Annotated in this window: 19 protein-coding genes and 2 pseudogenes; 9 read left to right on the top strand and 12 right to left on the bottom strand. The window is 73.0% G+C overall.

The window, feature by feature from the left end; genetic code table 11:
• The 6 genes from DW299_RS01635 to DW299_RS01610 all read right to left on the bottom strand — a co-directional run.
• Window positions 1-699 (bottom strand): FAD-dependent oxidoreductase (locus DW299_RS01635; protein ID WP_168443051.1); only part of this gene is annotated, 699 nt, incomplete at its 3' end.
• Window positions 686-1,408: a methyltransferase domain-containing protein gene (locus tag DW299_RS01630; RefSeq protein WP_136035400.1), complete on the bottom strand. Its 723-nt coding sequence runs from the start codon at window positions 1,406-1,408 to the stop codon at window positions 686-688. The genes DW299_RS01635 and DW299_RS01630, both read right to left, overlap by 14 nt.
• A complete protein-coding gene (locus DW299_RS01625) occupies window positions 1,405-2,565 on the bottom strand; it encodes a type III polyketide synthase (protein ID WP_136035399.1) in 1,161 nt (386 codons plus the stop codon). The genes DW299_RS01630 and DW299_RS01625 overlap by 4 nt, the downstream gene beginning before the upstream one ends.
• Before the next feature lie 62 nt (window positions 2,566-2,627).
• Window positions 2,628-3,245: a CYTH domain-containing protein gene (locus DW299_RS01620; RefSeq protein WP_136031264.1), complete on the bottom strand. Its 618-nt coding sequence runs from the start codon at window positions 3,243-3,245 to the stop codon at window positions 2,628-2,630.
• Window positions 3,238-3,450 (bottom strand): hypothetical protein, encoded by a 213-nt coding sequence (locus tag DW299_RS01615; protein WP_046749348.1) that lies wholly within the window; start codon window positions 3,448-3,450, stop codon window positions 3,238-3,240. The genes DW299_RS01620 and DW299_RS01615 overlap by 8 nt, the downstream gene beginning before the upstream one ends.
• A gap of 48 nt (window positions 3,451-3,498) precedes the next feature.
• The gene (locus DW299_RS01610) at window positions 3,499-3,969 is read right to left on the bottom strand and encodes a prepilin peptidase (protein ID WP_136035398.1); all 471 of its coding nucleotides are present in this window, start codon (window positions 3,967-3,969) and stop codon (window positions 3,499-3,501) included.
• Window positions 3,970-4,099: 130 nt separating this feature from the next.
• On the opposite strand from DW299_RS01610, the gene imuA' reads away from it, so the two are divergent.
• From imuA' to DW299_RS01595, 3 genes are read left to right on the top strand one after another with little or no spacing between them, the layout of a single operon-like run.
• Window positions 4,100-4,885: a DnaE2-dependent mutagenesis accessory factor ImuA' gene (gene imuA' / locus DW299_RS01605; RefSeq protein WP_136035397.1), complete on the top strand. Its 786-nt coding sequence runs from the start codon at window positions 4,100-4,102 to the stop codon at window positions 4,883-4,885.
• Window positions 4,882-6,420, top strand: a complete 1,539-nt coding sequence (locus DW299_RS01600; RefSeq protein ID WP_136035396.1) for a DNA polymerase Y family protein — start codon at window positions 4,882-4,884, stop codon at window positions 6,418-6,420. The genes imuA' and DW299_RS01600 overlap by 4 nt, the downstream gene beginning before the upstream one ends.
• Complete coding sequence (locus DW299_RS01595) at window positions 6,420-9,872, top strand: error-prone DNA polymerase (RefSeq protein ID WP_136035395.1); 3,453 nt, start codon at window positions 6,420-6,422, stop codon at window positions 9,870-9,872. Before DW299_RS01600 ends, DW299_RS01595 begins: the two co-directional genes overlap by 1 nt.
• Window positions 9,873-9,965: 93 nt before the next feature.
• On the opposite strand, the gene DW299_RS01590 is transcribed toward DW299_RS01595, so the two are convergent.
• The gene (locus tag DW299_RS01590; protein ID WP_136035394.1) at window positions 9,966-10,349 is read right to left on the bottom strand and encodes a hypothetical protein; all 384 of its coding nucleotides are present in this window, start codon (window positions 10,347-10,349) and stop codon (window positions 9,966-9,968) included.
• A gap of 532 nt (window positions 10,350-10,881) precedes the next feature.
• Window positions 10,882-11,109 (bottom strand): hypothetical protein, encoded by a 228-nt coding sequence (locus tag DW299_RS01585; protein ID WP_136031254.1) that lies wholly within the window; start codon window positions 11,107-11,109, stop codon window positions 10,882-10,884.
• Window positions 11,110-11,208: 99 nt separating this feature from the next.
• On the opposite strand from DW299_RS01585, the gene DW299_RS01580 reads away from it, so the two are divergent.
• Window positions 11,209-12,072, top strand: a complete 864-nt coding sequence (locus DW299_RS01580; RefSeq protein ID WP_136035393.1) for a DUF72 domain-containing protein — start codon at window positions 11,209-11,211, stop codon at window positions 12,070-12,072.
• 10 nt (window positions 12,073-12,082) lie between these two features.
• On the opposite strand, the gene DW299_RS01575 is transcribed toward DW299_RS01580, so the two are convergent.
• Window positions 12,083-12,664: an NADPH-dependent FMN reductase gene (locus DW299_RS01575; protein WP_136035392.1), complete on the bottom strand. Its 582-nt coding sequence runs from the start codon at window positions 12,662-12,664 to the stop codon at window positions 12,083-12,085.
• A gap of 128 nt (window positions 12,665-12,792) precedes the next feature.
• On the opposite strand from DW299_RS01575, the pseudogene DW299_RS19725 reads away from it, so the two are divergent.
• Both DW299_RS19725 and DW299_RS01570 read left to right on the top strand, forming a co-directional pair.
• Window positions 12,793-13,251 (top strand): annotated as a pseudogene (locus DW299_RS19725) (AAA family ATPase); the annotation flags it as partial.
• 348 nt (window positions 13,252-13,599) lie between these two features.
• Window positions 13,600-14,991: a gamma-aminobutyraldehyde dehydrogenase gene (locus DW299_RS01570; RefSeq protein WP_446724775.1), complete on the top strand. Its 1,392-nt coding sequence runs from the start codon at window positions 13,600-13,602 to the stop codon at window positions 14,989-14,991.
• 24 nt (window positions 14,992-15,015) lie between these two features.
• On the opposite strand, the gene DW299_RS01565 is transcribed toward DW299_RS01570, so the two are convergent.
• On the bottom strand, window positions 15,016-15,543 hold the full coding sequence (locus DW299_RS01565; protein WP_136028543.1) for a GNAT family N-acetyltransferase: 528 nt from the start codon (window positions 15,541-15,543) through the stop codon (window positions 15,016-15,018).
• A 122-nt stretch (window positions 15,544-15,665) separates the two neighbouring features.
• Between DW299_RS01565 and DW299_RS01560 the strand changes: the two genes are divergently transcribed.
• From DW299_RS01560 to DW299_RS01550, 3 genes are read left to right on the top strand one after another with little or no spacing between them, the layout of a single operon-like run.
• Complete coding sequence (locus tag DW299_RS01560) at window positions 15,666-16,814, top strand: ROK family protein (protein ID WP_136035391.1); 1,149 nt, start codon at window positions 15,666-15,668, stop codon at window positions 16,812-16,814.
• A 17-nt stretch (window positions 16,815-16,831) separates the two neighbouring features.
• Window positions 16,832-17,761, top strand: a complete 930-nt coding sequence (locus DW299_RS01555) for a polysaccharide deacetylase family protein (protein ID WP_136035390.1) — start codon at window positions 16,832-16,834, stop codon at window positions 17,759-17,761.
• Entirely contained in the window at window positions 17,758-19,083 is a 1,326-nt protein-coding gene (locus DW299_RS01550; protein WP_136035389.1) for an MFS transporter, read from the top strand. Before DW299_RS01555 ends, DW299_RS01550 begins: the two co-directional genes overlap by 4 nt.
• Before the next feature lie 3 nt (window positions 19,084-19,086).
• Here DW299_RS01550 and galE read toward each other — a convergent pair whose 3' ends face one another.
• Together galE and DW299_RS01540 are read right to left on the bottom strand one after the other, a co-directional pair.
• Window positions 19,087-20,067: a UDP-glucose 4-epimerase GalE gene (gene galE / locus DW299_RS01545; RefSeq protein WP_136028547.1), complete on the bottom strand. Its 981-nt coding sequence runs from the start codon at window positions 20,065-20,067 to the stop codon at window positions 19,087-19,089.
• A 46-nt stretch (window positions 20,068-20,113) separates the two neighbouring features.
• Window positions 20,114-20,555: pseudogene (locus tag DW299_RS01540) on the bottom strand (galactokinase); the annotation flags it as partial.

The raw sequence follows: 20,555 nt of genomic DNA, 5'->3' as shown, positions 1-20,555 counted from the left end.
CGCCGCGAGCTCGGCCGCGGACGCCGCCGGACCACCCTGACCCTCGCGCACCACCCACCGCCGACGGCCGCCGGGGAGGGGGAACGACTCCACGAGGCCGTCCGGCTCGAAGAACAGCACCGCGCGGTCGTCGGTCGTCGGCGCCTCCACGTCGAGCATCGCGTAGCGCGCCCGCCCCGGTCGGCGCGCCCAGCCCACCCCGAACGCGCGACGCAGACGACTGCGCACACCGTCGGCGACCACGACCATCGACGCCGTCTCCTCGCGCCGCCCGTCGGTGCCGTCGACGCCCACCCGCACGACCGTGCCGTCATCGCGCACCGAGCGGACGGTCGAGCCCAGGCCCAGCGCATCCCCCTGCAGACGCTGCAACCGCTCCCGCAGCAGCCCCTCCGTCCGCGGCTGCGGCAGTGTGTAGACGGGTCGCTCCGCGGTGAAGTCCAGTGACGCGAGGCGCTGCCCCCTGCTGCGCACCTCGCCGCCCGTCAGTCGCAGCGCCTCCGCTCGCACTGCTGTGCCCACCCCTGCCGCGTCGAGGGCATCGAGCCCCGGACGGTGGATGCCGATCGCGCGCGTCCGCCGTCCGGGCTCCGCGCGCTGCTCGTGCACGCGCACCCGCCGACCGTCCTGTGCCAGCAGGCACGCCACGAGCAGCCCGACGGGGCCGCCGCCGACCACGAGCACGTCATGTCCCGGCACGCGGCGCCTCCCACCGCAGCTCCAGTCGCGCGGGAAGACGACTGCGCACGCTCCATCCCGACGGCGCCAGTGCGGCGAGCTCCCGCGCGGTGTACGAGCGCCGGATACTGCGCAGACCGTCCACGCGGATGAAGGAACCGGCGAGCAGTGTGCGGGAGAGCGGCCACGTGGCACCCGCGAAAGCCGTGTACGCCAGGCGGCCGCGCGCGATGTCGTGATGCGAGACCAGCCCGCCCGGAGCGGTGAGGGCCTGCGAGTCGCGCAGCACCGCGTCGAACTCCCCGGCATCCAGGTGATGCAGGACGTGATTCGACAGCACCACGTCGTACCGATCGCCCTCCTCGACGAGCTCGGACGACAGCGCACACCGGTAGCGGATGCCCAGCCCCACGTCGTGCGCTGACGCCCACCGGATCGCGCGCTCATCCGCATCCAGCGCCGTGACGTCGGCCTCGAGCCCGTCCCGCCGCAGCCGCCGCACGAGAAGGCGGCACAGATCTCCGCCGCCCGCGCCGATGTCCAGGATGCGGATCCGGCGGGCGGCCGCGCGCGGGCGGATGTCCTGACGGTAGAGGCGTCCGGGCCGGGAGACCACCGCGTTCACGGCACCGAACCGCTGGTACGTGCGACCGAGCATCTCCTCATCGGCCTGCGGGTCGTCCATCAGCTCCTGCACGTCGGTCGCGCGGACCCGGAGATCCACACTCATGAAGCCGCCGGGGCGACCACGGTCAGCAGCGCGCTCTCCGCCGTGAGACCGGGGCCGAACGCCATCGCAGCCACGCGGTCGCCCGGCTCGGCCCCCTCGCGCTCCAGGATCCGCTTCAGCACGAACAGCACGGTCGCACTCGACATGTTGCCGTACTCGCGCAGCGTCTCGCGCGCCGGTCGCAGCTGTGCGTCGCTCAGCGCCATCCGCTCCTGCACCTTGTCGAGGATGCTCCGCCCGCCGGGATGGATCGCCCAGTGCCGCACCTGTTCACCCACCCGTCCGGCGGCGAACGCCTCCGCGAGGCCGTCCTCCCGGGAGTAGAGCGGGCCCAGCGCCCCGATGATGGACGCGCCGATGATCTGCGGCACCGCGGTCGACAGGATCATCTCGAACCCCGAGTCGCCGATCGTCCAGGCCATGTCGTCCACGCCCTCCGGGACGATCGCGGTGTGGAAGCCGTCGAGGCGGAGCGCGGGAACGGACGAGGGGAGGTCGCGCGCGGTGACGACGCCCGCTGCAGCGCCGTCGGCGAAGAGGGAGGAGGCCACGATCGTGTCCGGATCCTCCGAGGAGCGCAGGTGCAGGGTGCAGAGCTCCACGCTCACGACCAGCACGACCGCGTTCTCATCGGCCGCGCAGAACTGAGCAGCGGCCCGCAGCGCAGGCATGGAGGCGTAACAGCCCATGAAGCCCAGGTGATACCGCTGGACCGCATCGGACAGACCGAGCCCCCGCACGATCTCGTACTCCGGTCCCGGTGCGTGGAAGCCCGTGCAGGACACCGTGATCACGTGCGTGACATCGGCGGCGGTCACGTCGGGATCCGCGTCGAGCGCGCGACGGGCGGCCTCGACGAAGAGCCGCGAGGCCTCCCGCGTGTAGTAGTCGTTGCGTGCTTTCGTGCCCGGGGCGAGCAGTCGACCGGAGCGACGGTCGTAGAACAGCGGCTCGTCCGGCTCCGCCCCCTCGGCGAGTTCATCGATCACGGTGTGCCGTGTGTCGATCCCCGACACGCGGAAGGAGGTCGACACGATGCGCTGAGCCAGCCGACCGAGACCGGGCTGGGCGGCGAAGACCTCACGCACCTGCTCCTGCACGAGAACGGTCTCGGGGACGATCGTCTGCAGCGATCGAAGCACGGGCGGTCGGCTCATGGGCCCACTCAACCACCCGGCGAGCTCCGGGGAAAAGGGGTTGCGTCGTGGCCGTCGCGCGCCTAGAACCCGAGCGCTCTGGCGAGCTTCGACTCGGAGGACGCCTCACGGGCGCCGGCCGCACGCACCACGCCCTCGACCGCGGCGAACAGGGCTGCGCGTCCTGCCTCATCGGCGGGAGCGGCGGGACCGAGCTCCACCTCCCACTCACGCCACGCGCGGCGCGTGCCACGGCGGACGTCGGTCGCACGGACGCGATCGTCCACGAACTCCGCCACGACGCCGCGCGGCCCCGTGAGCAGGTAGGCCGTGCGGTCGTTCTCGATGCGCGCGAGGGGGGTCAGCGGCGCCGTCGTCCAGCCGGAGATCGCCTCGACGACCACGGCGGGAACGGTCTCTCCGGTGTCGCCGAGCGGCCACCCCAGCTCCAGGCGTCCGTCGCCCTGCCGCGGCCCCTTCACGTGCCAGCCCTCGTCCGGGCCGCCCGTGCGGCGACGCAGCGCGACGCCCGAGCGCGCGAGGGCGCCGTCGTCGGTGTCGAGATAGTGCGCGTCCAGGGCACGGTGCTCACCGGACGACACGGCATCGACCCCCGGGATCGCCTCCCACCGCGGGAGCGGAGTGTCGTCGTCGACGTCGTACGTGCGCTCGACCTCGACCGTGCGGGAGGGCTCAGTCATCCTCGAGCGTGAGGTCTTCGAGCGACTCCTCGAACCAGTAGTCGACCTCGGTCGGGCCGTCGCCCTCGCCCGTGTTCTGCGGCTCGCCGCGGCGGTTGTACACCACCTGCGTCTCGCTGTAGGGGACGATCAGCTTGTCGTCCGCATCGCCGAGGGGGATGATCTGCCCGTCCAGCGGGCCGCCGTGGAGTCGTGCGAGTGCCATGTGCCCAGAGTAGACCCGACCTCCCCCATCCGCGCGGCGCCCGGCCGCTCAGCCGAGCAGGACACCGAGGACGGCTCCCGCGATCATCCACGGTCCGAACGCGATCCTGGTCGCCCGGTCGGCGCGCCGCAGCGCCATCAGCACGAGCGCGTACAGGGCTCCGAGGACGAACGCGGACGCCGCGCCGAGCGCGAGCGCCGTCCAGCCGTGCCACGCGAGCAGCAGCCCGATGACCGCCGCGAGCTTGACGTCTCCCCCGCCCATGCCGGCGCGACTGATCACGCGCAGCACCAGGTAGAAGCCACCGAGCAGGACGCCGCCGAGCAGGGCACGGATCATCGGCTCGGGCCGACCCGTCGCGACGGCATCCCCGGTGACGAGCAGGAGCAGGGCGGCGAGCGTGGGCAGCACGATGCGGTTGGGGAGACGGTGCGTGCGGGCGTCGATCACGACCAGCCATCCGCCGACGCCGAGGAGGGCGCCGTGCACCAGGCCGATGAGGGCGAGTCGGAGATCCATCCGGGCAGGCTAGGCGAGCAGCATGCGCGCCGATGACCCCCTGTGGACAGGGTTTCACGGATGTCCGATGTACGAATTAGCGTCGTTCACGTCACTTGCTTTATTCGTACATATCTTCGAGGATGGATGCATGGGGATCGGGCTCGATGCGATGACCGCGCTCTCTCCGACCAGCGACAACCGCGCCGGAGAGGTGCTGCGGCTGCGCCGCGAGATCAGCCGGATGCAGCGGCGGCGCAGCGAGCACACCCTGCTCCCCCTCGACCCCGCCTTCGCTGCGCTGCTGCCCGAGGAGGGACTCCAGACCGGCACCTCCTACACGGTCTCCCCCTCCCCGGCCCTCGTGCTGGCGCTGCTCAGTGCCGCCTCGGGCAAAGGGCACTGGTGCGCGGTGATCGGCATGCCGACCCTCGGGGTGGAGGCCGCCGCCGCCTACGGCATCGACCTGACCAGGCTCATCCTCGTCCCGTCTCCCGGAGACCGCTGGCTCGCAGTGACCTCCGCCCTCGCCGAAGTGGTGCCGCTGATCGTCGTCCAGCCGGAGTCGAGGGCCCGGGATGCGGATGTCGCACGGCTGAGTGCTCGACTGCGCGACCGCGGCTCCACCCTGCTGGTCGCCGAGGAACCGGGCGCGGGGCGGTGGGCGCAGAGCGAGGGCACCATCCGCCTGCACGACCCCGACTGGCACGGGCTCGGAGAGGGGTGGGGCCTGCTCTCCGATTGCACGGTGACGGTCACCGCCCGGACCAGGCACAGCCCGCGCGCCTCGAGTGTGCGGGTGCGGCTCCCCGGCGGACACGGTGCCGTCGAGACGGCGGTGGCCGAGCTGACCGCCCTGCCCCCGCTCTCCGTCGAACCGGAGGCGTCGGGCACCTCCGCCCCGTCAGAGCTCCTCTTCTGGGCGGAGGCAGGATGAACGCTCCCCTCCGCGTCCTCGTGCTGTGGTTCCCGGACTGGCCCCTGCGGGCGGCCCTGGGTGGCGGGCAGCCGCATCCGCCCACGGCCCTGGTGCAGGCGAACACGGTCGTCGCGTGCACCGCCTCGGCCCGAGCGCACGGCGTCCGCATCGGCCAACGTCGCCGCGTCGCCCAGGGACTCCTCTCCTCGCTCCGGGTCCTCCCGCACGACCCGGGGAAGGACGAACGGGCCTTCGCCCCGGTGCTGCAGGTCATCGAGAGACACGCCCCCGGGGTCACGCTCCTGCGCCCGGGCCTCGCGATCCTGCGAGCCAGGGGCATCTCGCGCTACCACGGGGGCGAGGCGGAGGCGGCGGCGGCGCTCTCCGCGATCCTGGCCGACGCCGGCTACCCCGAGGTGCGCGTCGGGGTCGCCGACGGCCCCTTCACGGCCGAGATCGCCGCACGGGGAACGGCCCCCTGCACGGTCGTCCCGCCCGGCGCCTCCCGGGATTTCCTGGCACCGTACCCCGTCCAGGTGCTCCGCGACGAGCAGCTCAGCGGGCTCCTCCTGCGACTCGGGGTGCGCACCCTCGGCGCGTTCACCGCCCTCGACCCGCTCGACGTGCGCGACCGTTTCGGCGAACAGGGAGCCCGGATGCACGCACTCGCCTCCGGCGCCGACTCCCGCCCGCTGACCCCGCGCCCGCACGACCCCGAGCTGGCGCGGAGCATCGAGTTCGACACCCCCCTGGGCGGCGCCGACCAGGTGGCCTTCGCCGTGCGGCAGACGGCCGACGCCGTACTGCTCGCCCTCGCCGATGCCTCCGTCGTCTGCACCGAGGTGCGGATCGATCTGACGGACGATGGCGGCGAGGTCTTCTCCCGCACCTGGCTGCACCCGACGTGCTTCGACGCCTCCGACCTCGTCGACCGGGTGCGCTGGCAACTGGAGTCCCTGGCGGCGCTGACCGCGAAGGAACCCGTGGACGAGGCGAGGGCGTTCGGCGGCATCGCGGCGGTCCGCATCCTCCCCGTCGCCGTGGACGACGCGGCACACCATCAGCCCGGCCTCTTCGGATCGGGCACCGACGAGCGCCTGCACCACGCGGTCTCCCGGGTGCAGACCATGCTCGGACATCAGGGCGTGGTCACGGCGGCCGTGTCGGGTGGGCGCTGGCTGGCCGACCGTCAGGTGCTCACCCCGTGGGGCGAACGAGTGGTGCCCCCGCGGGATCCCGGTTCGCCCTGGCCGGGCAGCCTCCCCGATCCGCTGCCGTCCGAGGTCTTCCGCCCTCCCCGCCCGGTCGGCGTCGTCGGGGTCGACGGGAGCGTCCTCACGGTGGACGACCGCGGGGCGCTGTCGAACGACCCCGCCCGCATCGACGGTGCCGGAGTGCAGGCCTGGGCGGGGCCGTGGCCGGTGCAGGAACGCCGGTGGGCTCCGGGGGGCGGCAAGCGGGGGCATCGGCTCCAGATCGTCGACGACCGCGACCGCGCCTGGCTCGTCTTCCACGCCGGCGAGCGCTGGTGGGCCGAAGGGAGGTATCGCTGATGGGATGGCACAACCCGCCGCTGAGCTGGGATCAGCTCGAGCGCACCCTCAGCGGCGATCCGGCCCCGCCGTCCGCGACCCCCGGGCGACGAGCGGACCCCGGACCCGTGAGCCGACGCCGCAAGCGCCTCCCTCCCGCCCTGCCGAAGCGGCCGGACGACGCCGTGCCCTACGCCGAGCTGCACGCGCACTCCTCCTACTCCTTCCTCGACGGCGCCTCCTCCCCCGAAGACCTTCTGGCCGAAGCCGAACGCCTGGGCCTGAATGCCCTCGCCCTCACGGACCACGACGGGTTCTACGGCGCCGCGCGCTTCGCCGAGCTCGCGGAGCACATGGAGGTGCAGCTGCAGACCGTGTTCGGAGCCGAACTGTCGCTCGACCTGCCGCTCGCCCCGCAGGGCGCCGCCGACCCGCCCGGCGAGCATCTGCTCGTGCTCGCCCGCGGCATGGAGGGCTACCACCGGCTGTCCGGGGCGATCACCGCCGCCCAGCTGCGGGGCGGGGAGAAGGGACGCCCCGTGTACGACCTCGACGACCTGGCCGCCCGCGCGGACGGACACTGGACGATCCTGACCGGCTGCCGCAAGGGCGCGGTCCGGCGAGGGCTCGACGCCGGCGACGCCGCCACCCCGCTGCGACGACTCGTCGACCTGTTCGGCAGCGACAGCGTGGCCGTCGAGCTCTTCGACCACGGAGAGCCCCTGGACACACGGCGCAACGACGCTCTCGCCGACCTCGCGCGGCGGATGCGCCTGCCGGTCGTGGCGACCAACAACGTGCACTACGCCAGGCCGATGCAGGCTCCCCTCGCGGAGGCCGTGGCCGCGGTCAGGGCGGTGCGCAGCATGGACGAGCTCGACGGCTGGCTGCCCGCGCACGGCGGAGCACACCTGCGCAGCGGGGCCGAGATGACGGCACGTTTCGCGCGCTACCCCGGAGCGATCTCACACGGGCTGGAGATCGCCGCCGCCTCCGCCTTCCCGCTGCGCATGGCACGCCCGGCCCTCCCTCGGCAGGACGTGCCGCCGGGCCACACGCCCATGAGCTGGCTGCGACACCTGGTGTGGGCGGCGGTGCCGACGAAGTACCCCCGGCTGGACGCCGACGGCCACCGCCGCATCGAGCGCGAGCTCGACGTGATCGAGGAGAAGGACTTCCCCGGCTACTTCCTGATCGTGCACGGCATCGTCGCCGAGGCCCGTCGCCGCGGGATCCTCTGCCAGGGGCGAGGCTCCGCTGCGGCGAGCGCGGTGTGCTACCTGCTGGGCATCACCGCGGTCGACCCGATCCTCTACCGGCTGCCGTTCGAGCGGTTCCTCGCCACCACGCGCACGGAGGAGCCCGACATCGACGTGGACTTCGACTCGCGGCGCCGGGAGGAGATCATCCAGTGGGTGTACCGCGAGTACGGAAGAGAGCGGGCGGCCCAGGTGGCGAACGTCATCCAGTACCGGCCGAAGAACGCGGTCCGCGACATGGCCAGGGCCCTGGGGTACTCGCCGGGCCAGCAGGACTCGTGGTCACGGCAGGTCGACGGGTGGGGGTCGGGGCTCGAACCCGTCGAGGGCCACGACATCCCGGACACCGTGCTCGACTACGCCGCCGAGCTGCTCAAGGCCCCCCGTCACCTGGGGATCCACTCCGGCGGCATGGTGCTCACCGCGCGCCCGGTCGGCGAGGTGGTCCCGGTGGAGCACGCCCGCATGGAGGACAGGACGGTCATCCAGTGGGACAAGGACGACGCCGCCTTCATGGGGCTGGTGAAGTTCGACCTGCTCGGCCTCGGCATGCTCGCGGCCCTGCAGCACTGCTTCGACCTCGTGCGCGAGGCCACCGGCGAGGAATGGACGCTGGAGACCCTGCCGAAGGAGGAGGCCGGGGTGTACGACATGCTGTGCCGCGCCGACTCGATCGGCGTCTTCCAGGTCGAGTCCCGAGCGCAGATCGGCCTGCTGCCCCGCCTGCAGCCCCGCCGCTTCTACGACCTCGCGATCCAGATCGCCCTGATCCGCCCCGGACCCATCCAGGGTGGCGCGGTGCATCCGTTCGTGCGGCGCAAGATGGCGAAGGACCGGACGGACGAGGAGAACAGGGAGCGGGCGGCCAGGGGCGAGGCGCCGGTGGACTTCCCGATCCCCTACCCGCACAGCGACCTGGAGGACATCCTGAAGCGCACCCTGGGGATCCCCATCTTCCAGGAGCAGCTGATCCAGATGGCCACGGCGGTGGGCGACTGCACGGCCGACGAGGCGGACCTGCTGCGGCGGGCGATGGGGTCCAAACGAGGGCTGGAGAAGATCGAGAAGGTGCGGGGCAAGCTCTACGCGGGGATGGCCAGGCGAGGACTCGTGGACGACGACGCCGACCGCATCTACGCGCAGATCCAGGCGTTCTCGAACTTCGGTTTCGCCGAGTCGCACTCGCTGTCGTTCGCGCTCCTCGTCTACGCGAGCTCCTGGCTGAAGCTGCACTACCCGGCGGCCTTCCTCGCCGGGCTGCTGCGGTCGCAGCCGATGGGGTTCTACTCCCCCGCGACACTCACGGCGGATGCCCGCCGGCACGGGGTGGAGGTGCGCCGCCCCGATCTGCACCTGTCCGGGGCCACCGAGCTGCTCGAACCCGTCGCCGCGGACGGCGGCACCGGGCCCGCGGGCAGGGAGAGCTGCCTGGCGGATCCGCAACCGGAAGTCCTGCGCTTCGACCGGAGCGCGCCGGACGAGTCGGCGGCACACCGCAGGGACGAGCGGTTCGCGGTGCGACTCGGGCTCAGCGGCATCCGCGGCATCGGCGTGCCGCTGGCGGAACGGATCGTCGCCGAGCGTGAGGCCCACGGCCCCTATCGCGATCTCCACGACCTGGTGCGGCGGACCGATGCGACGGCGGCGCAGCTGGAAGCCCTCGCCACCGCCGGCGCCTTCGCGTGCCTCGGCCTCGAACGGCGGGAGGCGATCTGGCTCGCCGGGGCCGCGGCCGACGACCGCTCCCGCTTCCTGCCGGGGACGACCGTGGCTGTGCAGCCGCCCCTGTTCGCCGACCAGACGAGTTACGAACGGCTCTCGGCCGACCTCTGGGCCACGGGCATCTCGACGGACGACCACCCCATGGCACACTTCCGCGCGGCCCTCCAGACCCGCGGGGTGCTGACCGCGGCCGATCTGCAGAAGCACGAGACGGGACGACGCATCGAGGTCGCCGGGCTGGTCACCCACCGACAGCGACCGGCGACAGCGGCCGGGGTCACCTTCGTGAACCTCGAAGACGAGAGCGGTCTGGTGAACGTGATCTGCTCCACCGGTGTCTGGGGCCGCTTCGGCCGGATCGCCCGCGAGTCGCCGGCACTCATCATCCGCGGCATCCTCGAACGCTCACCCGAGGGTGTGGTCAACGTGCTCGCCGACGCCTTCGAGGATCTGCAGACCGGCGTGGCCCACCGATCGCGGGACTTCCGATGACCCGGGCACCGACAGCGCAGGCCCGTCAGAAGCGAGGGACGTCCGCCGAGACCGCACCGGGCACCCGCACCGGCCCCGCGCGGCCCGCGTGCGTCACCAGAAGCGCTCGGGCTCCTCGGCCGGCGCGCGGTCGGTGCCACCCCAGCGGTCGGCCTCCGCCTTCGCCGCCTCCACCGCCGCATCCGCTCCCCGCAGCGCGACCCCGGCCTCGCTCGCCGCAGGCCCGACGGGGTCCACGAGCAGCGCCGTGCGCGTCACGCCGCCGCTGACCGTGACCGTGCACTCCAGAACCCGTCCGATCCAGCGCGAGAGCGCGCCGCGCGCCTCCTCGCCGCGCCGGTACCGGATCCCCGTGTCGAGGTCGACCACCGACAGCACGATCGACTCTCGGCCCTCTCCCTCATCGTGCTCGGTCACCTCGATCCGATGCCCGAGCGGGAGCGCGACCTGACCGGCGAACACGAGCATCCTGTCCATTCCCCCACCCTACGAAACCGCCACCGGACCCGACAGACACCCCGGGCGAAAACCTCTTCGCAACTTTCTTTGTCCCCCAAATGGCGGACACGGCGATTAAGCGATATTCTGCTCTTCGTAGCGGGGGCTACAGGCTGAGGAACTGGGGAATCAGCCATCGAGAGCAGCGGAAGTTTCGCCGCCTCCCCAACCGTCCGGGAAGGACGGTGAGCCCTCTCGACAGCACCGTGCTGGGGCGGTCCGGTCGAGAGGGCATACCCCGCGCCACGGCGCCCCACATCCTCGCCCGTCAGCCGTCCCCGACTAGCCGTCGACAGGGCCGCGGTCAACCCCGGCCCGCACACGCCGCCGCGGGGCTAGCGTCGCCCCCCATGACGACCGTGTTCCGAACGACTCGCACCCCGCGTCGGACGGGAGGCACCCGCGGGGCCTTCACCGCTCCCGCGGCGCCTCTCGTCCCACCGGCGCGTTCCACAGACTCGGCGCCCGCTCACCGCGCGCACCCGGGGGACGCCGCGCGTGCCGCATCGCCCTACAGCACGTCGTCGTCGGCGTCGGCGTCGTCGAGGTCGTCGTCGTCCAGTGGCACCTCGTGCCGCTGCTCGGCCGCATCGGCCGGGTCGGCCTCGACCGAGTGCACGTCCGGTTCGCCGGTCGTCGTCACCTCCGGGTCGTCCGGCACCTCCAGATCGGGCCGCTCCTGCTCCTGCAGGTCGGCTTCCGGCTTGACCTCGTCGATCGGCTGGTCGCTCAGGGACATCGCGTCTCCTCTCGTTCGGCGGATGCTCCCACCCTGTAACGCCCGTCGGCCAGCGGCAAGGGGCTTGACGGCTACGCACCCCCTCGCGGAGGCGGCACCGTGACCGGGGGACCCCTCACCGGGCGCGTCCGCATCGGCGTCTCGGGCTGGCGCTACGCCCGCTGGCGGGGCGACTTCTACCCCCGCGGCCTGCCGCAGCGCCGCGAGCTCGAGTACATCGGGGAGCAGTTCCCCTCGGTCGAGCTCAACGGCTCGTTCTACTCGCTGCAACGACCGGAGAGCTACCGCACGTGGGCGTCGAGCGTGCCGGACGACTTCGTGTTCGCCGTGAAGGGGTCGCGCTACGTCACGCACATGCTGCGCCTGCGCGCGGTCGACCAGGCCCTCGCGAACTTCTTCGCCTCGGGCGTGCTGGCGCTCGGCGAACGGCTCGGGCCGATCCTGTGGCAGCTGCCGGAGCGCCAGAAGTTCGTGCCGGCGCTCCTGGAGTCATTCCTCGACACGCTCCCCCGCACCACCGGGGAGGCGCTCGAACTCGCCCGCGGCCACGACGAACGCCTCCATGACCGCGCGTGGCTCGACATCGACGCCGACCGGCCGCTGCGCTATGCGCTCGAACCGCGCTCCGCCACCTTCTCCGACCCCGCGAGCCTGACGCTGCTGCAGGCGCACGGCACCGCGCTGGTGGTCGCGGACACCGCGGGGCGATGGCCGAGGTTCGACGCGCTGACCGCGGACCACGTGTACATCCGGCTCCACGGCGCGCGCATGCTGTACCACAGCGGGTACACCGGCGCCGAGCTGCGCGAGTGGGCGACGCTCATCCGGGCCTGGGCAGACGGGTCGGGCGCCGCGGACGGCCGCCCGCGCGACGTGTTCGTGTACTTCGACAACGACGCCCGCGGTCACGCCCCGCACGACGCCCTGGCGTTGCGCGCCCTCGTGGACGCCCCACCGGCGTGACGGCGAGGCGTCAGCGGTCGCCGACGTGTCCCGGCGCGGTGAGCGACAGCACCCGCTCGACGAACGCCCCGTACTCCTCCATGTAGTGCGCGAGGAAGTCTCTCGTGCTCTCGTCGTGCACCTCGCCGTCCGCACCGAAAACCTCGGGCCGGAACGTGATGTACGCCTCCGGCGCGTTCAGCTGCGGGGCGTTGAGGAAGCTCAGCACGCTGCGCATGGACGACTGCATGACGGCCGTGCCGATCGCGCCGGTCGACGCACCGATGATGCCGCTCGGCTTGCGGGCGAACGAGTTGTGACCCCACGGGCGCGAGCCCCAGTCGATCGCGTTCTTCAGCGCGCCGGGGATCGACCGGTTGTACTCGGGCGACACGAACAGCAGGCCCTCGGCACTCTCCACCGCGCGCTTGAACTCTGTGACCGCCTCGACCGGCTCGAGCTCGTCGTCGCGGTTGTAGAGGGGAAGGCCGCGGATGGGGATCTCCTCCAGCTCCAGGCTGGGCGGCGCGAGGCGCACCAGCGCCCTCGCGAGGGTGCGATTGATCGAGTCCGACGCCAGGCTGCCGATGAGGTAGCCGATCCGATGGGCCATGGTGAGTCCCCCGTCTCTCCCTGCATTTCCAGGATATCTCCGCGGTGGGGGCTTGCCGCAAGGCCCCACCCCGCGGGCAGAATCGACGGTCTGCGCGCGCTCCGGCGCGTGGAACGCGAAGGAGATTCATGCCCATCGACCCCTTCCACCTCTCCCCCGAGAAACAGGCCAAGACCGCCCCCGCGCTCATCGACGCCGATCGCCGACACCTCCAGCGCATCGCGGCCGAACTCGACGGTCAGCGCGCCGACGTCGCCCGACGGCTCGACGACGTCCGTCGCGTGCGCGCCGGCTCCGGGGGCGCCGCCGTGGACCGCGACCTCGAGATCCGGCGGCTGTCGTCGCGCCTGCGCGTGCTCGAACGCTTCGACATCGACGTGTGCCTCGGCCGCATGACCCGCGCTGACGGCGAGCCCGTCTACATCGGCCGCACCGGGCTCGCCGCGTCCGACGGCACCCGGCTGCTGATCGACTGGCGTGCGCCCGCCGCCGAGCCCTACTTCGCCGCGACACTGGAGGACCCCCGCGGTCTGATCTCCCGCCGCCGATACCGGTGGACGGACGGCCGGATCAGCGACTACTGGGACGAGGCCCTGACCGCCGACGGCTTCGACGGCGCGGCCTCCCTCGACGACCAGTCCGCGTTCATCGCGAGCCTCGGCACGCACCGCACCGCCCGCATGCGCGACGTGCTGGCGACCATCCAGGCCGACCAGGACGCGATCATCCGCACCCCGTCCCGCGGCGCCCTCGTGGTGGACGGTGGTCCGGGCACCGGCAAGACCGTGGTGGCGCTGCACCGCGCGGCCCACCTGCTCTACGCCGAACCGCACCTCACCGCGAGCGCGGGCGGGATGCTGCTCGTGGGCCCGAACCCGCACTACCTCGCCTACGTGGAAGACGTGTTGCCGAGCCTCGGCGAGGACACCGTACGGCTGTGCACCCTCCGCGACCTCACCCCGGAAGGCACGACGGCCCCGCCCGAAGCCGACCAGAGGATCGCCGCGCTCAAGGCCGCGCTCGACCCCGAGGCCGTGCTCGCCGCCGCGGCCGCCGCGTTCCCGGAGTGGCGCGACACCACGCCCGCGCAGCGCCAGCTCGCCCTGTTCCGCATCGCCGACGCGATGGCCGAGCGAGCGGAGGAGTTCGCCGACCTGGAGTCCCGCGACACCGGCAAGCCCCGCGCCACGCTGGTCGCCGACGAGATCGAGCAGTCCATCGACCAGCTGCGCTTCTTCGCGGGTGCCGCGCGCAGCCTCGAGGGGCGGGCCGCCGCGGAGTACGTCGCCGGACACACGTCGTTCGTGCGCCGCGAGCCGATCGGGGTCATCGCGCAGGTCACCCCGTGGAACTATCCGCTCAACATGGCGGTGTGGAAGATCGCGCCGGCGCTCGCCGCGGGCAACACCGTGGTGCTCAAGCCCGCGGAGGCGACGCCGCTCACCACGCTGCTGCTCGCCGAGATCGTCGCGCGGCACACCCCGCCCGGAGTGTTCAACGTGGTGCTGGGCGACCGCGACACCGGCGCCGCGCTGATCGCCCACCCGGTGCCGCAGATGGTCGCGATCACCGGCTCGGTGCGCGCGGGCATGGCGGTCGCCCGATCGGCCGCCGACGACGTGAAGCGCGTGCACCTGGAGCTCGGCGGCAAGGCGCCCGCCCTGGTGTTCGCCGACGCGGCGCTCGACCGCGCCGTGGAGGGCATCGTCGCCGGAGCGTTCTTCAACGCGGGACAGGACTGCACGGCCGCCACCCGGGTGCTCGTGCACGCGTCCAAGCACGACGAGCTCGTAGCGGCCCTGGTCGCCCGCGCCCGCACGCACGCGCGCACCGGCGGCCCGCACGACCGGGGCGTGCTCTACGGACCGCTCAGCAGCGCCGCCCAGCTCGCCCAGGTGCAGGGCTTCATCGACCGCCTCCCCGCGCACGCCACCGTGGCCACCGGCGGCCGCCGGCAGGGCGACCGCGGCTACTTCTGGGAGGCGACGATCGTGACCGGTGTGCGGCAGGACGACGAGGTCGTGCAGGGCGAGATCTTCGGACCCGTGCTCACCGTGCAGTCGTTCGAGACCGAGGAGGAGGCGCTGGCCCTCGCCAACGGCGTGCCGTACGCGCTCGCGGCGTCGGTGTGGACCACGGATCACGCCAGGGCGATGCGCTTCTCGCGCGACCTCGACTTCGGGTGCGTGTGGATCAACACCCACCTGCCGTTCGTGTCGGACATGCCGCACGGCGGCTTCAAGCACTCCGGCTACGGCAAGGACCTGTCCCAGTACGGCTTCGACGACTACACGCGCCTCAAGCACGTCATGAGCGCGATCGACTGACGGGCGGCCCCGGGCCGTCCGGGCTCAGCGCGGGCCGAGCAGCTTGACGCGGCGGTGCTCGCGGAGCGTGAACTGCGGGCGCTGGTCGATCTTGGTCGCCCCGTCGAGCTCCCACCCGTGCCGGGCGTAGAACCCGTCGGCGCGGTCGTTGCCGTCGAGCACCCACAGGTAGCCGCGCGTGTGCCCGGCCTCGATCATGCGCGCCTCCGCGGCTTCGAGCAGCGCATGACCCGCGCCCGTCGACCACGTGTCCGGGTCGGCGTAGATGCCGTACAGCTCGGCGTCGTCGAGACCGTCGGGGTCGCGCCCCGAGCCGAACGACGCCCACGCGATCACCGCGCCGTCGCGCACCGCCACCAGGGTGCCCAGGCTCGTGGGCAGCGGGTCGGCGAAGATCCGCCGCCACCCCTCGGCGCGCTCCGAGACCGAGAGCCCGTCGAGCACCTCCTGGTCGATCAGGCCGCGGTAGGCGGTCTGCCACGAGCGCACGTGCACTCGGGCCACGGCATCGGCGTCGTCGGCGCGGGCGTCGCGGATCACGAAGGACGTCATCCCTCCACCCTAGGTGCGCGCGGCGACGGCGGAATCGGGGTGGACGCACGCGGCCGGATGTAGCATGCTGGCCGGGCACCCGAGCCGAACCACGAGCATCGACACCTCCGAGGATCAGCCGCATGTCACGACCCCTTGCCGGACCGCAGAGCCTGCTCCGGTCGCTCAACGGCCGCGCGATCCTGGAGCGGCTCGCCGACAGCGGTCCGCAGACGCGCGCGGAGCTGATGGCGGCGACCGGGCTGTCGCGCACGGCCGTGACCCAGGTGCTGCGGATGCTGGAGGCGGGAGGTGCGGTGGCGGCCGCCGGTGTCGACCGCGGTGCGCGGGGTCCCGCCGCGGGGCGCGTGGCCCTGCACCCGCTGCTCGGGGTCGCCGCCGCGGTGCACGTGGATCATCATGCCGCCCACGTCGTGCTGGTCGATGCGACCGGGACCGTGCGGGCCGAACAGCACGCGCCGTTCCCCTCATCCGGGGACCGGGTCGGGCACATCGCCGGGCTCGTGGCATCGTGCCGGGAGTCCACGCGCGGCCCGCTGCACCTCGCGGTGGTCGGGGTGCCCGGCATCGTGACGGCCGACGGAGGCATCCGCGACGACCAGGGCCCGGACGGCGGTGCGTTCCGCTCGGCGCTGCAGACGGCGCTCGGGTGCCCGGTGCAGGTGGAGAACGACGTGAACCTGGCCGCGCTCGCGGAGCTGACGGCGGGGGCGGGGGCCGAGCTGAGCAGCTTCGCCCTGTTCCTGCTCGACGACGACCTCGGCGCGGGCATCGTGATCGAGGGGCTGCTGCACCGGGGCTTCTCGGGTGTCGCGGGCGAGATCATGTACCTGCCGCAGTCGCCGCTGCCGATCGGCGCCCCCATCGTGGGGGAGGAGGTGGTGCACGACCTCGCGCTCGGTCTGGGCCTCGACGTGCGGGCGCCGCTGCTGGCCCACCTCGAAGCCGCGCAGCAGGGCGACGAGAAGGCGCGCGAGCTGGTGGCCGAGATCGGCCGGCGCCTGGTGGTGGCGGCGGGCACCGTGGCGCTCGTGCTCGACCCCGAGGCGTTCATCCTCGGCGGCGAGGCCGCGCACCCCGCGCTCGTGGAGGCGGTCGACCGCGTCGCGGAGGAGTTCGCCGCGCAGCTGCCGCTCCGGTTCCTCGTCTCGGCGTTCGGCCCGGAGGCTCCGCTCGTCGGGGTCGTGGGCGAGGCGGCCTCCGCCCTGCGCGCGCTCGTCTTCTCCCGTCTCCTCACCCCCGCGGCCGCCACCCCGCGACCCGGCCGCTGACCACGACAGGACCCGCCATGACCACTCCGCCCCCGCTCGCCGACCGGCTCGGCCTCCCGTCCGGTGCCAGGGCGATCATCCTCAACGCCGACGACTTCGGCATGTGCCACGCGGCGAACACGGCGATCGGGAGCCTCCTCGAGCGGGGCCGCATCGACAGCGCGACCGTCATGGTCCCGTGCGCCTGGGCGCCCGAGGCGCTCGCGTTCGCCGCCGGTCGACGCGACCTCGATGTGGGCGTGCACCTCGTGCTCACCAGCGAGTGGCGGCGCTACCGGTGGCGTCCGCTCACCGGCCCCGGCACCACCCTCGTCGACGGCGACGGCTTCTTCCCGAACGAGGTCGCCGCGGTCGAGCAGGGGGCATCCGAGGCCGACGTGGCCGCCGAGCTGGCGGCGCAGGTGCAGGCCGCGCTCGACGCCGGAGTCGACGTCACCCACCTCGACAACCACATGGGCTCGGTCTACGGACTGCAGAGCGGGCGCGACTTCCTGCGGCCGGTGTTCGAGCTCGCCGCCCGGCTCGGCCTGCCGTTCCGGCTTCCGCGGTACCGGGAGGGCGCGGAGGCCGACCAGGAGCTGCAGGCGAAGCTCGCGGAGGCCACGGCCGCCGCCGATGCGCTCGGCGTGGAGATCATCGACCGGCTGTGGACGCACCCGTTCGAGCTGGCCGGTGAGGGCACGGTGCAGGAGGAGACGTACGAGCGGGTGCGCGACGGGTTCCTCGACGTGCTGCGGGCCGTGCCGCCCGGCGTGACCGAGATCTACCTGCACCCGATGACCGACGGCGCCGAGCTGCGCGCCGCCGTCGATTTCGGGGCGGCCAAGCGCGGCTACGAGCTGCGGCTGCTCGACGACCCGCTCGTGGAGCAGACGATCGACGACGAGGGCCTCGTGCGGGTCGGCTGGCGCGACCTGCGCGACCTGCAGCGCGGGGCGGCCCGGTGACGGCGCTCGCGGACCGGCTGCGCGACCGTCGCCTCGACGCGGCCCCGACGCGGGCGCAGTCGATCGCGTTCGGGGCGTCCGGGTTCCCCACGCAGCTGATGACGCAGACGTTCTCCGCGTTCGTCGTCTACTTCTACGTGTCGCACCTCGCGGTGCCCGCCACCTGGGTGGCCGTCGCGATGGTCGCACACGGCATCCTGAACGCGGCGCTCAACCCGCTGGTGGGCGCGCTGTCCGACCGGATCCGCACGCCGTGGGGCCGCCGCATCCCGTGGATCGGCCTCGGCATCGTGCCGCTGGTGGTGGCGTTCGCGCTGGTGTGGATGCCGCCCGACCTGCCCGCGGACGGCCTCATCGCCTGGTTCCTGGCGGTGGTCGCGGTCTACGACATCGCGTTCGTGGTGGTGGTGCTCAACATCTCGGCGCTGTTCCCGGAGATCTTCCGCACGACGGAGGAGCGCGCGCGGGGCAACGTGCCGCGGCAGATCTTCGCGATCCTCGGCATGGTGCTCGGCACGGCGGGCGCCCCGGCACTGTACGACGCGATCGGCTGGCCGGGCATGGCGCTCGTGCTGTCCGGCGTGTGCCTCGTGCTGCTGGCGTGGTCGTTCTTCGGCGGCATGATCGAGCGGCGCGTGCCGGAGGCGGCGTCGGAGGCGATGCGCTGGCGCGACCAGCTCACCTACACGTTCCGCAATCGGGCGTTCGTGCCGTACGTGCTGGGGTCGCTGTGCGTGCAGACCTCGATCGCGGTGATCCTCGCGTCGGTCCCGTTCTACGTGCGGTACTCGCTGGGTGCGGCGGAGGGGGAGGGCAGCCTGCTGCTCGGTGCGATCTTCGTGACCGCGATCCCGTCGATCGTGCTGTGGAGCACGGTGGTCCGCCGCACCTCCCCCCGCACGGCCCTGCTGTGGAGCGTGGCGGTGTTCGGGGTCGCGGTGCTCGGGTATCTGATCCCCACGTCGGTGCTCGGAGCGGCTCTCGTCGGCGTCGCGGTGGGTGTGGGCGTGGGCGGGCTGCTGCAACTGCTCGAGGTCGTGCTGGCGCAGATCATCGACGACGACGCGACGCGCACGGGGCACCGGCGGGAGGGCGCGTACTTCGGCGTCAACGGCTTCGTCGTCCGCGGCTCCGTCGTGCTGCAGGCGATCGTCGCGGCGGTCGTGCTCACGGCGTCGGGATTCGACGCGACGCTCGGCGAGGCGCAGCCCGACACGGTCGACGGCGCCATCCGGCTCATGCTGGCCGTGATCCCGCTGGGGTTCACCGCGCTCGCGTGGCTGTGCTTCTGGCTCTACCCCATCCGCACCCGCGACGTGTGAGGCTCAGGCGCCGGCGGCCCGCCGTGCTTCCCAGCCCGTGCGCACCATCTCGTCGACCGTGTACCGCATGCGCCAGTCGAGGTCGCGCGCTGCGAGCTCGCCGGTGGCCACGATGCGGTCGGGGTCGCCCGGGCGCCGAGGGCCGACCTCGGGCGTGAAGTCGATGCCCGTGACCCGGGCGACCGCGTCCATGATCTGCGCCACGCTGAGGCCGTCGCCCGAGCCGAGGTTGTACGCCGGCTCGAGGGGCTCGCCCGCCGCGAGGCGCTGCGCGGCGGCCACGTGCGCGGCGGCGATGTCTCCCACGTGCACGTAGTCGCGCACGTTCGTGCCGTCGGGGGTGTCGTAGTCGTCGCCGAAGATCTTCGGGGTGCGGCCCTCCAGCAGCGCCTCGAACACGATCGGGAAGAGGTTGTGCGGGCTCACGTCGTACACCGCGGGGTCGGCCGAGCCGACGACGTTGAAGTAGCGCAGCGAGGTGTGCCGGAGCGGCCGCTCGCTGTCGGCGGTGGCGATGGCCTGGTCGCGCAGCAGCCACTCGCCGATCAGCTTCGACTCCCCGTAGGGGCTCGCCGGCTTCTTGGCGGTGTCCTCCACCACGAGCGGCACGTCGGGGGTGCCGAACACGGCGGCCGAGGAGGAGAACACGATGTTCGCCACCCCGGCGGCCTGCATGGCCTCCAGGATCACGCGGGTGCCCTCGACGTTCTGCGCGTAAGTGTGCAGCGGGCGCTGGACGGAGACCCCCGCGTACTTGTACCCGGCCACGTGGATCACGCCGTCGGCGTCGTGGTCGCGCAGGGCCTTCTCGACCAGGTCGCGGTCGAGGATGCTGCCCTGCACGAACGGCACGCCCTCCGGCACGAACGAGGCGACGCCGCTGGACAGGTCGTCGAGCACGACCGGGGTGAGACCCGCCTCCGCGAGAGCGCGGACCACGTGGGCGCCGATGTAGCCGGCGCCGCCGGTGACGATCCAGGACATGCGTTCCTCTCCTGCCGCGACCGTGGCGGCTCGACCACTCATTGTGTCAGGCGTCGCGGTGCGGACCTGCGGACGGGCTGACGGTGAACACGTGCGGCTCGGAGTATCCGGCCTCGGCGAACCGGGCGCGCACGGCGGTCGTCACGGCCTCGACCTCGTCCTGCGGCACGAGCGCGATCGCCGCGCCCCCGAAGCCGCCGCCGGTCATGCGCGCCCCCAGGGCACCGGCGGCGAGCGCGGCGTCGACCGCGGTGTCGAGCTCGGGGGTGGAGATCTCGAAGTCGTCGCGCATCGAGGCGTGCGAGGCGACGAGCAGGCCGCCGATGGCCCGCGCGCCCTCCGCCCGCAGCACGGTGACGGTGTCGCGCACGCGCTGGTTCTCGGTGACGATGTGGCGCACGCGGCGGAAGGTCTCGTCGTCGAGCAGCTCCTGCGCGCGGGCGAGGTCCGCCACCGCGACGTCGCGCAGGGCGGGCACCCCGCCTTCG

The organism is Microbacterium sp. K35, assembly GCF_004794375.1.
Classification (GTDB): domain Bacteria; phylum Actinomycetota; class Actinomycetes; order Actinomycetales; family Microbacteriaceae; genus Microbacterium; species Microbacterium sufflavum.
The sequence above is the reverse complement of the archived record's forward strand: the minus strand, read 5'-3'. Positions and strand labels throughout refer to the sequence as shown.